Here is a 14,119-nt window from a genome sequence, read left to right on the forward strand (position 1 = left end):
CAGAATTTTACCTCAAGTTGAGTGTTTTCCTGGACAATTAAATCAAGTAGGGCTTGCTGAATAAGTCTCCAGAGCGAATCTAGAAGCCACACAGCTTACAAAATAGTAGTTTCGTCGCTTAGTTTCCCAATTTGCCCGGCGATCGCCGACGAAAGTGCAAGGTTTTTGAACCTCTGGATGCTATAGTCTTGCACTTGCTTGGTGAAAAAATGCTCAAAACCCTTACCTAGACTATGTTTCACTTTTGTTCAGCAAGCCCTATTTACAGTGCAGTGGAGAGTATGGGAATGTCCAGGATGATTCAGAACGTCTGCGATTGTTCTCGAAACGCTTGATGGAGGTTTGGTCACAGGCACAGGAGAATTGGTCACAACAAGCATCTTCTGGGAAGTGAACCAGTGTCTAGGAACCTACCTAAACATCAATTTGGTCATTAAGGGTGAGATCGCTCATACTAGATGATAAATTCCTTTGAATCTGGGAGCCATTATATGTTGTCCCAAGAACTGAAAGCACAAATCTTCAAGTTGCCACCCAGCGATCGCCTTGCGCTGATTTCTGCCATCGTTGAATCCCTACAAGATACTCCCGTAACCCAGCCTGACCGCTCTGGTGCAATTCGACGGATGAGGGGCTTGTTAAAAACAGAGCAACCTGCACCAACCGATGAAGAAGTGGCAGCAATGCTGGAAGAGCGACGAGTGGAGAAGTATCTTCAGTGAGAGTTTTAATTGATACCAATATTGTTCTAGATTTTCTGCTACAACGAGAGCCTTTTTCTCAAGATGCAGAACTGCTGTTTCAGGCGATCGATGTGGGGGAAGTTGTTGGCTATGTTACAGCGACAACCTTAACGGATATTTTCTACATCTCACGTAGGCACACCCGGAGTATTGAGCAAGCGCGGCAAGCAGTCTCAGAAACACTGACCGTGATGATGATCTGTCCAGTTGATCGACCCGTTATGGAACTATTGGGTCACGAGATGGTATTTCCCACTTTCGTTTTTCGTATTCGTCAATACTACTTCGCTCAAGTTGGCGAGGAGGAAATCCCACTGGAAAGGCACTACTGGCTAATGCTGAATCAATCAGTATTTTCCAGTTAGTAACGTTACTTTTATCTGGAGTCAGAGCGATCGCACCTTCAACTTGACTACTATTTTCCCCTATGGCAAAATGCATGAAATCTGCATGTTTAACCATACTATGTCCTTTGAGGTTAGGATTGCTTCCTTGAGACTTAATTAGATAAGGAACGCCACGCAGATTAGTAACACACAAAAAAACCTCAAATGGATCAGCGATGTAAGTCCGTATTTTCCCTGTAGGTTTTATCTTGAGAACATCTTTCCCAAGTTCATCAAGAATAGTAGGATCAAGAAATGACAAAACTGGGGCTTTCGGATTGTTTAAATCCTGAGTCTTCAAAAGTTGAGAAATGTCTATTCTTTGTACCCAACTTTCATAAAGTTTATTTTTCACTGGTTTGTTTAACGGATTCCCAATTACAGGGGTGATGTCGCTAGACAATGAGGCTGCTGTAATTGCGGCAACAATAGCACCTGCTGAGGCTCCAGACATAACTTTAATTAAAACATCATGAGGGGGAATTTCCCATTGTGAAAAATCCTCACCATATTGCTCTTGCTGCTTGGCTTTTTGCTCATACCACTGATCTAAAGCTTCAAAAATAAAGTCAATTACACCAGAAGTATATGCACCAGCTGAGACAGCCCCAGCCATGACTAAACCAATCTCAAAATGTGGTAATTTTCCTTCCATATCTAAATTCCTTATTGTGATTCAATAATGTAAATTACAACGCTTGAGATGGTTTGGTTGCAGCATATTGCAGAATAACATCACTCGCTTTTTCACTAATCATATATATGGATGTCACAATAAAGAATCCAGGAATAAAAGGAAACACAGATGCATCTACCACGCGCAAATTCTGTGTTCCGTATACTCGAAAGTCACTATCTAAGACTGCCATTCTATCTTCTTTAAGTCCAATTTTACAAGTACCGCAAGCATGGTGTCCCCAAGCTTCATCCTTGACAAACTGCTTAATTTCATCTCGCTCATCTATACTTTTTGCGGGTAGCAACTCCGCTTTTGTGAACAACTGAGTACGTTCTGTTAATCGCCTCACAAATTCTACTCCTTCGACGACAGATAACAAGTCCTCTTGGTTAACATCATTACCTTCATCAAAGTAGTGGAAATTGATTTCCGGAACATCACGAGGATCAGTTGTTCTGAGTGTTACCGAACCAGCTGTGTTGTTGGTGTGAGCCTTAAGTATAGCCCATGTAAATAGATTTTTACTCTTGCCAATATCTTCAGAGTATTTGAGAAAATAACCTTTGAAGTAGGCTGGTAAACCAAAGATAAATAAGTCAGGTTCTTTCCTCTCATTATGTGATTTCTTAATAATGCCTAATACGGCTCCATTGGTTACGTATATACCTGATTTTGAACGATTCCATTCTAATAAACAGGAATCGGTGATTTTCTGTCCGGGTTGCGGTTCTATAAATGTACAATTATTAAGAATGGGAAAGTTTTCAGTCATTTCATTGACTACACCCACCTCGTAACGATCCTGTAAATTCGTACCAACTCCGGGAAGATCCACGCGGACTTCTATTCCTAAATTGGATAGTTCTTCTTTCGGCCCAATTCCAGATAGTTTGAGTAATTGGGGAGTGTTAAAAGCACCTCCAGACACGATGACTTCTCTATTCACAAAAACTGTGCGTCTATGCTCTGAATTGTTGTCTATCTTATCTGCTCTAGGATCTGCACGATAGATGTGTTTACCTTCAAGATACTCGACACCGATCGCACTGTTGTTTTCATTGAACAAAACCTTAGTTACTAATGCGTGAGTTTTCACAATTAGTTTATCAGGATACTTGCGTTCAGTTTCCCGAATATATTCTCTTGTACCAGTGCGCTTCCCGTCTTTGATCGCGATTGGAACGGAAAAGACACCTTCACCACTGACTTTGGCAATTCTCCAATCATTCGGATCTAAAAGTGTGTCTAAGAACTCCAGAGGGTCTTTTTGGCGTAGTTTGAGAAAAGCTAAAATATTCGCTAAAAAACTCTTAAAAACCACTTTAATAACTTGGGGTAGACTTTTACCCTGTTCAGCCAAAGCTTGAATAGCAGATTTAACAATAATTTTTAGGAGTTGGCGATCGCGCACAACTAACTTAGGATCTGCTAAATTGGTTGTTAGCCAGCCATCAAAGCCGTGCCGACAAGGATTATCATTAGGGTCAATGGGGCGATCAAGATAATTGCAGCGCTCCAGTTTTTCAAAATACTTTCGCATATTATCGCTGTTCCAGGAAGCATCTCCGGTAATTTCCGCAATTTTGTCCCAGTCGCTATTATGAGGATACACCGTAATCATCGCATTATGAGCAGTGCATCCCCCTAACGTCCCGGCTCGCGGATACAGAATACCCTTCTGCTCTGCACAAAACTTAGAATCACGCTGCTGCTGCTCCTCATTGGAGTAGTGTTTAACAAAAAAATCCCACCTGAGATCATCATCTTCAGTTGCTCGTGCATGAAAGGCGGGTACTGAGTAAGTGTAGCGTTCTCTATCTTTGTTATTTTCATCGCGTAACGGATCGCCACCTGCTTCTAGGAGCAAAACTTTGTAACCTGCTTTTGCTAAATTAGCAGCGATCGGGCCTCCTCCAGCGCCGGAACCAACAACAATATAGTCGTACTCAGCTTCTTTATTCATAATTTGTATTATTGAAACACGTAATTCATAAAACAATAAATTGGATACATTAAACTCTTTCTCTGTGCCTCTGCGTCTCTGCGTGAGGAATATTTATCTACTCATTCCGAAACCGTTGATGTCTAAAAAATAGCTGACTATCACCATAAAATGATGATATGAATTCCGACGTAGTTTCAATGTGTCCAATAATCTGAGCTTTTTGACGGTTATCAGTTTTATCCATAACTTCTTCAGGACTAACGCCATAGATAGAATATAAAGATGTTCCGGCTGGTATTGTAGCTAGATCATTTCTAAAATCATGTGGTGGGCTTTCAGGAAAATGAATATTTGAATTAGGAACAAGAAATACTTGAGCGGGATAATAAGCTTTACTTTCTTTTTGCCCGTGTTGTTCAATCTCTCCCAAATCCTCTAAATAGAGTTTTGTGGGATATTTGGTAACTCGACTAAAGATTAAGTTAGTGATAATAGGCCCAAGGCTCTTAGCTATAGGAACGATATTTGATAATTCATTAGCAAAGAAATTATAGTTTTTATCTTGACCAACTAAAGATACTAAAGCAGAGAAATTTCCTGAAGGATTTTCATCCACAAATAACTTGATGGCAAGACCTGGAGCAAATCCGCGATCGCTTGGATCTCCGGTTACAGATAATCGCATAACTCCGTAGTCTGCGCCCTTAAATAGACCGGAAAACGAAGTGTTTCTCGTGGGAATAAACTTTATTTTAGCAACGCTTCCGTGGGCATGAATGGCTTTTTTCCAATTAGTAGGCGCTTCGTCTAATTGACGATCCATCTTAGTTTTCAGAGCAGTCATAAATAAACTGACAATATCAATTTTCTTCAGCGGCGGAACTTGATCATATTTAGACTTGAGAATTCTAGAGTTCCACAAAAAATCTTGTTTTTGAGGAGCTTTCCAAGACTGATAATCTTCAGGTAAAGAACCTAAATCTTCAGCATTATGCCAAAATTTCCGAATTTCTTCTAAATGTTCCATGATATTCTTCCTTTGCATTTATGAAATAGTCAGGAGTTTTCTTCTGACTCCTGACTCCTGACTCCTGAGCTTTTTAACCCACCTTTCTCCAAGGTGCGAAGCCGTTGCTAACGCCAAGCAGAGCGGGTGCCAGTTCGGGATGATGACGACGCAGGATTGTTAAGAATGTGTTGTCGTCAATCCAATCCAATCCAAATTGAGTGTAAATTTCCGCAGTGTAGTCTTTTGTAAAGAAGCGATCGCTTTTCAGTCTTCGAGATGCCATTAGGATAAATACTCGAAAAGCAGTATCACTAAAACCAAAACCATCGGGAAGATCCTCTGCAAATAAACCCACCATCAAATCTACACTATTAATATCGTTGTTATAGACTTCTCGTAGTTCCTTAGCCCATTGTTTATTACTGGTAATCTCTTCAAAAGAATTGACTTTACCCCGACCCAATAACTCACGAAAACGGTTATAGCGAGGAACGCCTCGTTCTCTATCCCGCAAAATATCAACAGCAGCCAAATCAAATGCTGGTGTGTCGTCTCCCAAAAGCTCTCCCGTCAACTGTCGCAAAAAGCGGGGATAATTATGCAATCTGACGGCTCCAGGGTAAGAAGTTCCAAAAGAATAAAACAAATCTTTCATGGGAATTTCTTCTAAAATTCCACGAGTATTCTTACCAGCCACATCAGGAAATTGTTTTTTATGTAATAATTTGCCGTTACTAACTGCATGGAACTCGAATTCATCTGGAATCAGAGGATGCATCCGATATACAGAGACGAATTCTTGGGTGAGGTAATAGGGAGCGGTATGATGGTCGGTTGGTGAGCCAACAATTCCACTTAACAGTTCGCTCTCGCCAAGACGACCCCAACGCTTTTTAAAATCCTCTCCGAGTAATCCCCACCAGTTGGAATTTAAGGCAATGTCTGTTACAGGATGTGGCAGGATTGCAGGAGTCCATTCAACAGTATGAATTTTAGCTGTTAAAGCTGCATTAATTAGTCGAGCATGGTCGAAGAGTTCGTCATCTGTCCACTGAGGATATATTTTCTTTAAGCGATCGCAGATCACATTATGTTCTTTGACAAATAGGGTATGCAACATACTTAGTCCTACCCACCAAGCACCGGCAAAACCTACTTTATCAATACCATTTTCTGGGTGAACTGGTAATAAACCGTCTTCACCAATGATCATTTTTCCATCAACATGAGAGCGCACTTTGTCAATGGTTTCTTGATTACTGCCATAAATTTGTGAGGCATCCCACCAGTGAGTAACTCCATTAATAAAACTGGCAGGGTTTTTAGGATCTCCAGTCCGGCTTGTGTCTTCTAAAGTTTTGTTGACCGGCATAACTCCGTGTTCTGACAACCACGGATCATCCTGCTCTACAGGAATCTCAAATTTGTTATTGCGCTGGTTGTCACCATGACTGAACCAATCATGTGTTTGAAATTGAATCCATGAAGCAGCGAGCAGATTTAAGATTGTGGCAGGTTGAAATTCATCTCGTGCCAATAAAACTCGGCTGACAGTACGGGGATTTGGGGTGAGGATATTTTTCTCGTCAGATTTGGCATCTTGCAATGACACATTGCGCCCAAACCGAGTTCCAGCCATACCCATTTCTGGATGCTGGAGGTCATTGTAGCTACCATCTGCGGTGCGAAACTTCAAATGGCGACCATCCGCGCTCGGAACTGGCTTAGGTAGCTGGTCGCTATTCGGTAGTTGCGAGGTATCGTGGAGGTTGTCTTTTCGGAGCTTTCCACGGAACTGAACTAATTTTAAAAGTCCCAAGGGAGTTGGCAGCTTATGCCACGGAATTCCAAACATTGATTGTCATCTCCTAGCGAAGTATTTAAAATTTCGTCTAAATCTAGATATCAAGGCTATTTTATGCTAAAAACTTTCTTGGTTTATCTAGATCAAAGTAACAGAATAATTGGAGTTGAGCTATATTTTGAAGAGTTTATTTATAAAGTAAATTTTAAGTTTTTATGGGACATTAATGCAGTGCGATCGCTAGCAATTAATGGTGTGTTATGGCATAAAAAATTGTGAATTACTCAATGAATTGCACTTTCAGTTACACCTAACACAACGGCAGTTATTAGCGGCAGAAGCTACTATTAATCTTGCCTCTCATCGCCGGAATTTAATATTTACTTTATAAACGGCCTCTAAGCAGATGATTACGATAAATTCATACCAAAATTACAAGCAGTACAAAAAGCTTACAGCAAGTACAGGATTAGTGTGAATCTTGAATCGATCCTGCGCCTGAGTTACATCCTGAACATAGATTATGCCCACTAATGTAGTTAATTGAATGATGCAATATAATTCTTATTTTATAACCAAATTTTAGGAACTCAACATCTAATTGTTAGATGTTTTGTAAATGATTATTAAGTAATAAGTTGAGATTTTTTAAGCAATTTCAATAGTAAATTAACTATGATTACATAAATAATCAATTCACTTATTTAAAGTAATAAATCGTAATTATTGCCCGATAATGCAGGAATTCCACTATGCAAGTACGTTAAATAATTTAGCATTTCGATAATACTTGAAAACTATTTTCATTAAAGCAAATTACATTCCACACTTGCTCTATCAAAGAGCAATACGGTTTAATTAAGGGTTATTGGTGTAGATAACTGGTTTTTGAAGATGTTAGGACTTACGCAAACAATAACCGAAACCCTTATTTTCTTCTTACGGCAATACCCTGCGGGAAGCCGCTTCTCTACGAGACGCTCCGCGAATGCGTCTACGTGAATTGCCCCGTAAGTTCTAGATGTGATAAATCACGTCTCTAGATGAGGGCTTTCTGCATTACTTTTCACTGACTTAATCCCCCTGTGGATGCTCATCCCACAAGGTTGTCAGTTCTCGTAAACTTTGATGATTGCCATTACCCAAAATCAGATGATCTAGCACCGGAATGCCCAAAAGCTGTGCCCCTGCTAACAACTGGTGCGTTAATTCTATATCTTCTTGGCTAGGTTCAAGGTTCCCAGAAGGATGGTTGTGAGCAACGATTACCCGCGTTGCTCCTTGACGAATAACTTCCCGAAAAATTTCACGGGGAGAGGCTAGGGTTTCAGTTGCGGTGCCAATGGTAATTACTTGTGTACCCAGTAAGCGATTCTTAACATCTAACAGCAACACTGCAAAACGTTCTTGTGTCTGCCACATCATATCTTGACTGAGGGTAGCAGCAGCAGCTAGTGGGCTATCAATTAATGTGCCATCTAAAGGACGAGATTGAAAAGCGCGTTTGCCCAATTCGATTGCTGCTAAAATACTTGTCGCCTTTGCTGGACCAACACCAGAAATTTGCATCAACTCGGCGGGTGTAACTTCTCGCAGAACTGCCAAAGGATCGCGTTGGTGCTTACCTAATTCGCTTAAGATATATTGTCCCAAACCTACAGCAGACAATTTCCCCGGGCCTTGGCCAGTACCTAGAAGAATTGCAATTAACTCCGCTGTGGCTAAAATTTTGGCACCATGCGTCATTAGCCGTTCACGTGGACGCTCATTTGTAGGTAAGTCGGCAATTCTGAGGCAATAGGTCATAGGAAACTAAGAGAATAGTCACTAAAGATGTAACTATCTTTATTTATCCCTTGTTTACTTTAAAAATCATCTTTATTTTGTATTTGTTAATTTTGTGTTTAGAGTTTCTTTACCTTTGAGGTGTAGCATTAGGTAGGTGCTTTGATCGCTAGCGACTAGTTAATATCCTTTTTTATTAAAGAAGAAAATTTTTATGGCTTACCAATTGAAAAAAACTTTGGCAGTTGTCACCATTCTTAGTGCATTCAATGTTTTTAGTCAAGGCAGTGCGAGTGCTGTTACTTTTAATTTCACTCAAGATGGTTGGTTGCAAGGTGGAATAGTAACTGGTAGCTTTGAAGGAGAAGATTTAGATAGTGATAGTATTATCTCAGAAACTGAAGTAACTAATTTTTCATTAGCTTGGTCAGGAAATGAAGAAGTTCCTATATTAAAATTTACAAATATCCCAGATACGTGGCAATTCTCTACAACCCAAGCTAGTTTAATTTCGGGTTTTACAAGTGAATCAACAACCTTTTGGTCTTATGACGGAAGCACTAGTTCTGTTGGCATAGGTGGTTTTGCAGGGATAATTGGCGATACAACACAGTCAGCCCCAGTGTTTGAGCTTATAAGTGTTAAAGCTGTTCCAGAACCTACCTCCGTTCTTGCAAGTCTGGTTGCCTTGTGTGCCGTGCTACTCAAAAAAAGATTTTAGCTCTTAAGCATTCGTGACAAGTTAAAACGTTGCTAGTTTTGTGAATTGCAAATCACACATATACATCCACTGGGGAAACCAATTAAGAATCACCAGTGGCTTTGCTGCTATTCCAAGTGTATGGCGTGGCATCTCCTACACTGAACGGAGTACCGTTGCATTGTAGGCTTCTCACCCAATCCGGCTATTGCTTAGGAGGCGATGAGCTTTAAGAACGGGATGCCCCTCCGCTCTGTTGAAATTATAGAATATTTTGTTCGTTGCTCGATAATAATTTTAATTGTTACGGCTACGCCATAAGGGATTAAAATCATCCTCTCCCAACTCACTCGTATTCATCCCCACACCAAGCTGAGTACAGCTATGGTGTGGAGCTTCTACTGCTTTAGCTAAAAAATTAATTTAGGCAGGAATGACTAGAGCAATCAGTGAACGTTTATCAAGTGATTGGACTTTCCCTACTTGACCAAGATCATTTACAACGCGGTCTAGTAATTCTCCCGCTTGCTCACGATATTGATGTTCTCGACCTCGTAAACGAACAGCAAACTTCACTGAATCGCCTTTACTCAGCCACCCAATTGCTTGTTCAATGCGTAATTTGTAATCAGCCACACCCACGTTTAGACCGAAACGAACTTCTTTTACCACTGGTCTAGCACTCTGTGCCTGACGCTTTTTCTTTTGATACTGAAGTTTGCCATAATTAAGAATTTTTGCAACTGGAGCCTCTTTACCTTCGGAGACTAAAACTAGGTCAAGTTCTAAGCTTTGGGCTAATTGTAGCGCCTCGTAGGTATCGATTAGACCACGATTGTTATTTTCATGGTCAATCAAAAAGACTTGAGGTGACTTGATTTGTGAGTTAATTAGTTGCTTTTGGATTGCGATAACGATTTTCTCCTAGTTGTTCAACATTTTACTTTGCGAATTATACCAATGTAGCACAAAGCTGAAGTTAGTGTATTTTAGATCACGCTAAATTCATAACTTATCCGTACTAAGAAAACTTGTACTGTGCTATGGCTTCTCCCCAAAATGCCCCGTGCGCTTCTGTATTCGATTATAGCAATATGTCTTTTGCTCGCATCGCTAGTCAGGCATTGGTGAAAGTCCTAAATAAGATTTTCACCGATGCGGTTTGGTGTTAACCAGTCTTTGTTTATTTTTATCATCTCTTTCCTGTCTGCCTTACAGCAATGTTAAGAAAGATCCGGGTAAATAGCCGCACGCGAGGAAATCGATGCTCTCTCTAGAGACTAGGGGCAGAGAGCAAAAGCGCAGCTTTGGCGGGGTGGGGTACTTTTATTATAAGCAATTCGACGGACATATAGATTACAAATTACGAATGTCTACGACGGGCTACGCCTATGCCGAATCAACAGACGTTGACCTATTCCTTGGTTCCAAAAGTAAAGGCCAGCCGAAAAATATGGTCAGCAGCAGCTAACTCACTCTCTTGGAGTAATCGGATAGAAACGTTGATCACTTTATTGTCCTGAGAGTGCTAAGTTCTATCCTATTATTTTCAGTTATGCCAAGTTACAAGCTTTTTGGCTTTTAACTCAACCGTCGCCACCTAGTACTAACTACAGTGAATCTATGAACTGCTGTATCTTTTCTAGGAGTGACTGATGTTCGATTTTCTTTGCTAACTCTTGAGCAGTTTGGTAGCACGATCGCGCTAACTTTTTGCGTTTTGTTGTAGCGTAGAGATTTCCCATATTCAGCAAAGTTAAAATTTCTCCAAGACTATCGCCCAGTTGTTGATAAATCGTAATAGCTTGTTTGTAGAATTTCATTGCCTGCCGATACTGTGCCAGGGTGCTGTAGGTAAAACCAATATTGTAAAGAGTTGTTGCTTCACCAGAGCGATCTTTGATTGCTCTACGTGTCAAAAGAACTTGATGGTATAGCAAGAGTGCTTGTTTAGGTCGTCCTAAATCACTATAAATTGAGGCGATATTGTTCAAAGTGATTGCTTCACCAACCAAACTCTTGATAGCTCGTTGAATTAACAGTGCTGCCTGAAAAAATTCTAGAGCTTGCTTAAACTTGCCTAAGACGCTGTAAGCAAACCCAATACCATTTAGCGTTGTTGCCTCACCAGAAAAGTCACCTAACAATCGACGCATCGTCAAAATTTGGTTTTGTAACAACAATGCCCGTTTCGGTTCTCCCAACCGAGTATAAATTAGCGCTACATCATTCAGAGCATAAACTTCTCCTTGAGTATCCTGCGATCGCCTAAAGATGGGAAGTGCTATGTCAAAATACTCTAGCGCTTGCGAAAAGCGTCCAAGACGGCTGTAGGTAGCACCTAAATAGCTAAGTGCAGTTGCCTCTGCTGGCGCGTTGCCAATTTCTTGAGCAACCGAAAGCGCCTGATGAAAGCGCTCTAATGCTCTTTGAAGTTGCCAACAACTGAGGTGAGCTAAACCGAGGTCGTTCAATGTATAACTTTCTCTGGCTCGGTCTGGAATTGCTCTAGCCAAGTGTAAATTCTTGATAGCAAGATCGAGAGATTCTTGAAATTTCCCCCGTTGGTAGTAGCGGTTTGCTTCATCACGACGTTGTTCCCACTCTCTGACTTGATTTAATGGTTGCATCATCTGACCTCAATTGGATTCTGCGATAAATAGGCAAGACATACTGGGAATGAACCCCTCTGTATGTTATGTTTCCCAAATTTGAGTTAATCTTTAGCTTCTATCCTTAGATATAAGACTTAAATAGAGAAGTATGGTATAATTACATAATTTGAAGCTATATTCATAAAATAATTAATATAAGTAACCTACCAAAGACATATTCAGTTCGACTCTATTTGCGACAACGGGGGTAAACCTCAAGAACGGGGATACACTTAATATCCAATGCGATCGCGCTCCAATTTCCAACCCTGCTTTTCGTACTAAGGTACGTCGCCCATTACCAGCTTCTCTACAACAACTCGTCATCCCAGTGCAGGACTTCCACTGGTTACCCAATAAATATCTCCAGAAATTAAATATGTGTTATCCAGAACCCTTGTAGAAACGTAGCATTGCAACGTCTTTACATTATTTTTCGGAGATGTTTAATTCATGCCTGATAAAATCAGGTGGAGCTAATTAATCGGTTTAAAGCTTTGTTAGCAGCGTTACTTTATGGTCAAGAAGATTTACGCCTAGAAAAAGTTGCTGACCCCACTCCTGCGGCGGGCGAAGTTGTGATCGAAGTGGGGGCGGCAACAACTTGTGGTACAGATTTGAAAGTCTGGCGGCGTGGTGGTCATGCCAAAATGCTGAAACTGCCGACGTTGTTTGGTCACGAAGTTGCTGGGCGAATTGTGGCTTTGGGAGCAGGCGTTACCAATTGGCAAATGGGCGATCGCGTCGTGGCGAATAATTCTGCTCCATGCATGGAATGTTTCTTTTGTCAACGTCAAGAATATTCCTTATGTCCGAATTTAACCTGGAATAATGGAACTTTTGCCGAATACTTGAAAATTCCTGCACCGATAGTGCAGCATAATTTGTTGCAGATTGCCGATGATTTGCCGTGGGAATTGGCAGCCATGACAGAACCTTTAGCTTGTGTGTTGCATGGTGTAGCTCGTTCTAATATTAAGCCCAAAGATCAAGTAGTCGTCTTGGGAGATGGGGCGATCGGGCTGATGTTTGTGGCGGCGTTGAGTGGGAAAGCTGAGGTTTTGCTGTGGGGAGGTAATAACCACAGGTTAGAAATTGGTCAGAAATTGGGTGCAGCCCAGACCTTTAATTATCATCAAATCCCGGATATTCCCAGTGTGGTGAAAGAACTTACCCAAGGATGGGGCGCAGATGTAGTGATTGAAGCCACTGGTGTAGCAAGTGTTTGGGAAACTGCGATCGCCTGCGCCCGTCCTGGTGCTACAGTCAATTTATTCGGTGGATGTCCACGAGATACCAGGATTACCGTCAACACAGAACAGCTACACTATAGCGAACTTACCATCAAAGGCGTGTTTCATAATACACCAGAGTATGTGCGATCGGCGTTATCATTGATAGCTAGTCGCAAAATTCCCTTTGAGTTACTTATTAGTGAACAACGACCATTAAAAGATTTAGAACAGGTGTTTTGTGAGATGAAGGCACGTACAGTAATTAAGGTAGCGATGATTCCTTAGTATTTTGGCAGCCAATTCATCGGGCACACTACAATAGCTAGATATAGCAACACAGACTTAGGCTAAATTACTATGAATCCTCAAGTCATTACCCCAGTATTGATGATTGAGCCTTCATCATGGCTACGTTCTGGCATCACAATTGAAAAAGTTGATAATGTTAACCTTGCTAAGTTCACAGATGAGTTACATACTCGTCTAGAAGAATTGCTTGAGAAACGGAAAGCTGAATTGCTGACTCCTGAAGAAGAAGCCGAATATGCTGGAATCGCTGAACTAGAGCGCATCCTAACTTTTGTTAACGCTAAACTGATTGCCAATCGTGGGTGTTAAAGATGGCACTCGGCAGTTTGTGCGGGAAAGAGCTAAATATCTGTGTGAATATTGCCACTCTCCAGAACGCTCCAGTTCAGATCGCTTTACAGTGTTCCCAGTCATAATAGGATATTTAACAACTAGTTATAAATCACATTTTTTCTGGATTTACAAACAGAGATTTTAAGTTGCGTCTGCCACTGACAACTCTGACAATTTCAATTCCTTCACCAATAATTATGTAAAAAATAATATACCCATCCAGTGGAAGTCCTCTAAGGTTGGGACGCAAATCCTCCTATTTTCGTCTCATATTCGGAAAGCTAACGAGTTGTTGACATTTTTGATTAAACGCATATAAAAGTTGCTCACCAGCCTCAACATTTTCTACCGCGAAATAATCTGCGATCGCTTGTAAATTACAAGAAGCAGGGAGTGAGATACAGCACTTACGGCTGCTATGAGGTACAGTAGCAGCAACTAGCAAACCAGTTTCTTAAATGTTGAGGATTTATTAAGTCGAGTGCAACTGAGATTAGTTTATCAACCATTTCTGTTGTAGTTGGGGCAAAACTGCGT

At 40.9% G+C, this 14,119-nt stretch carries 14 protein-coding genes and 1 pseudogene; 6 read left to right on the forward strand and 9 right to left on the reverse strand.

Annotated elements, in window-relative coordinates:
* Positions 1–95: 95 nt before the first annotated feature.
* Positions 96–242 carry a hypothetical protein gene (locus ACEW80_RS02965; protein WP_373525167.1) on the reverse strand — a complete coding sequence of 49 codons (147 nt, stop codon included), beginning with the start codon at positions 240–242 and terminating at the stop codon, positions 96–98.
* A 249-nt stretch (positions 243–491) separates the two neighbouring features.
* Here ACEW80_RS02965 and ACEW80_RS02970 point away from each other — a divergent pair, with 249 nt between their 5' ends.
* Together ACEW80_RS02970 and ACEW80_RS02975 are read left to right on the forward strand one after the other, a co-directional pair.
* Complete coding sequence (locus ACEW80_RS02970) at positions 492–722, forward strand: hypothetical protein (protein ID WP_373525168.1); 231 nt, start codon at positions 492–494, stop codon at positions 720–722.
* A pseudogene (locus tag ACEW80_RS02975) lies at positions 719–952 on the forward strand (type II toxin-antitoxin system VapC family toxin); the annotation flags it as partial. The gene ACEW80_RS02970 and the pseudogene ACEW80_RS02975, both read left to right, overlap by 4 nt.
* Positions 953–962: 10 nt before the next feature.
* On the opposite strand, the gene ACEW80_RS02980 reads toward ACEW80_RS02975, so the two are convergent.
* The 4 genes from ACEW80_RS02980 to ACEW80_RS02995 form a co-directional block, all read right to left on the reverse strand.
* Entirely contained in the window at positions 963–1,784 is an 822-nt protein-coding gene (locus tag ACEW80_RS02980; protein WP_373525169.1) for a patatin-like phospholipase family protein, read from the reverse strand.
* A 34-nt stretch (positions 1,785–1,818) separates the two neighbouring features.
* Positions 1,819–3,771 (reverse strand): GMC family oxidoreductase, encoded by a 1,953-nt coding sequence (locus ACEW80_RS02985; RefSeq protein WP_373525170.1) that lies wholly within the window; start codon positions 3,769–3,771, stop codon positions 1,819–1,821.
* A 97-nt stretch (positions 3,772–3,868) separates the two neighbouring features.
* Positions 3,869–4,780: a hypothetical protein gene (locus tag ACEW80_RS02990; RefSeq protein WP_373525171.1), complete on the reverse strand. Its 912-nt coding sequence runs from the start codon at positions 4,778–4,780 to the stop codon at positions 3,869–3,871.
* 73 nt (positions 4,781–4,853) lie between these two features.
* Positions 4,854–6,617, reverse strand: a complete 1,764-nt coding sequence (locus ACEW80_RS02995; protein WP_373525172.1) for a peroxidase family protein — start codon at positions 6,615–6,617, stop codon at positions 4,854–4,856.
* A gap of 63 nt (positions 6,618–6,680) precedes the next feature.
* Here ACEW80_RS02995 and ACEW80_RS03000 point away from each other — a divergent pair, with 63 nt between their 5' ends.
* Positions 6,681–6,845: a hypothetical protein gene (locus tag ACEW80_RS03000; RefSeq protein ID WP_373525173.1), complete on the forward strand. Its 165-nt coding sequence runs from the start codon at positions 6,681–6,683 to the stop codon at positions 6,843–6,845.
* A 795-nt stretch (positions 6,846–7,640) separates the two neighbouring features.
* On the opposite strand, the gene radC is transcribed toward ACEW80_RS03000, so the two are convergent.
* Positions 7,641–8,372, reverse strand: a complete 732-nt coding sequence (gene radC, locus ACEW80_RS03005; RefSeq protein ID WP_373525174.1) for a DNA repair protein RadC — start codon at positions 8,370–8,372, stop codon at positions 7,641–7,643.
* 193 nt (positions 8,373–8,565) lie between these two features.
* Here radC and ACEW80_RS03010 point away from each other — a divergent pair, with 193 nt between their 5' ends.
* Complete coding sequence (locus ACEW80_RS03010; RefSeq protein WP_373525175.1) at positions 8,566–9,072, forward strand: hypothetical protein; 507 nt, start codon at positions 8,566–8,568, stop codon at positions 9,070–9,072.
* A gap of 402 nt (positions 9,073–9,474) precedes the next feature.
* On the opposite strand, the gene infC is transcribed toward ACEW80_RS03010, so the two are convergent.
* From infC to ACEW80_RS03025, 3 genes are all read right to left on the reverse strand, one after another.
* A complete protein-coding gene (gene infC / locus ACEW80_RS03015; RefSeq protein ID WP_373525179.1) occupies positions 9,475–9,969 on the reverse strand; it encodes a translation initiation factor IF-3 in 495 nt (164 codons plus the stop codon).
* Between the two features lie 692 nt (positions 9,970–10,661).
* Positions 10,662–11,684 (reverse strand): tetratricopeptide repeat protein, encoded by a 1,023-nt coding sequence (locus ACEW80_RS03020; RefSeq protein ID WP_373525176.1) that lies wholly within the window; start codon positions 11,682–11,684, stop codon positions 10,662–10,664.
* Positions 11,685–11,855: 171 nt separating this feature from the next.
* Positions 11,856–12,062, reverse strand: a complete 207-nt coding sequence (locus ACEW80_RS03025; RefSeq protein ID WP_373525177.1) for a hypothetical protein — start codon at positions 12,060–12,062, stop codon at positions 11,856–11,858.
* A 140-nt stretch (positions 12,063–12,202) separates the two neighbouring features.
* On the opposite strand from ACEW80_RS03025, the gene ACEW80_RS03030 reads away from it, so the two are divergent.
* Together ACEW80_RS03030 and ACEW80_RS03035 are read left to right on the forward strand one after the other, a co-directional pair.
* Positions 12,203–13,225 carry a zinc-binding dehydrogenase gene (locus ACEW80_RS03030; protein ID WP_373525180.1) on the forward strand — a complete coding sequence of 341 codons (1,023 nt, stop codon included), beginning with the start codon at positions 12,203–12,205 and terminating at the stop codon, positions 13,223–13,225.
* Between the two features lie 72 nt (positions 13,226–13,297).
* Entirely contained in the window at positions 13,298–13,558 is a 261-nt protein-coding gene (locus ACEW80_RS03035; RefSeq protein ID WP_373525178.1) for a hypothetical protein, read from the forward strand.
* Positions 13,559–14,119: the final 561 nt, after the last annotated feature.

Source organism: Nostoc sp. (assembly GCF_041747015.1).
In the GTDB taxonomy this organism is placed as follows: Bacteria; Cyanobacteriota; Cyanobacteriia; order Cyanobacteriales; family Nostocaceae; genus Nostoc.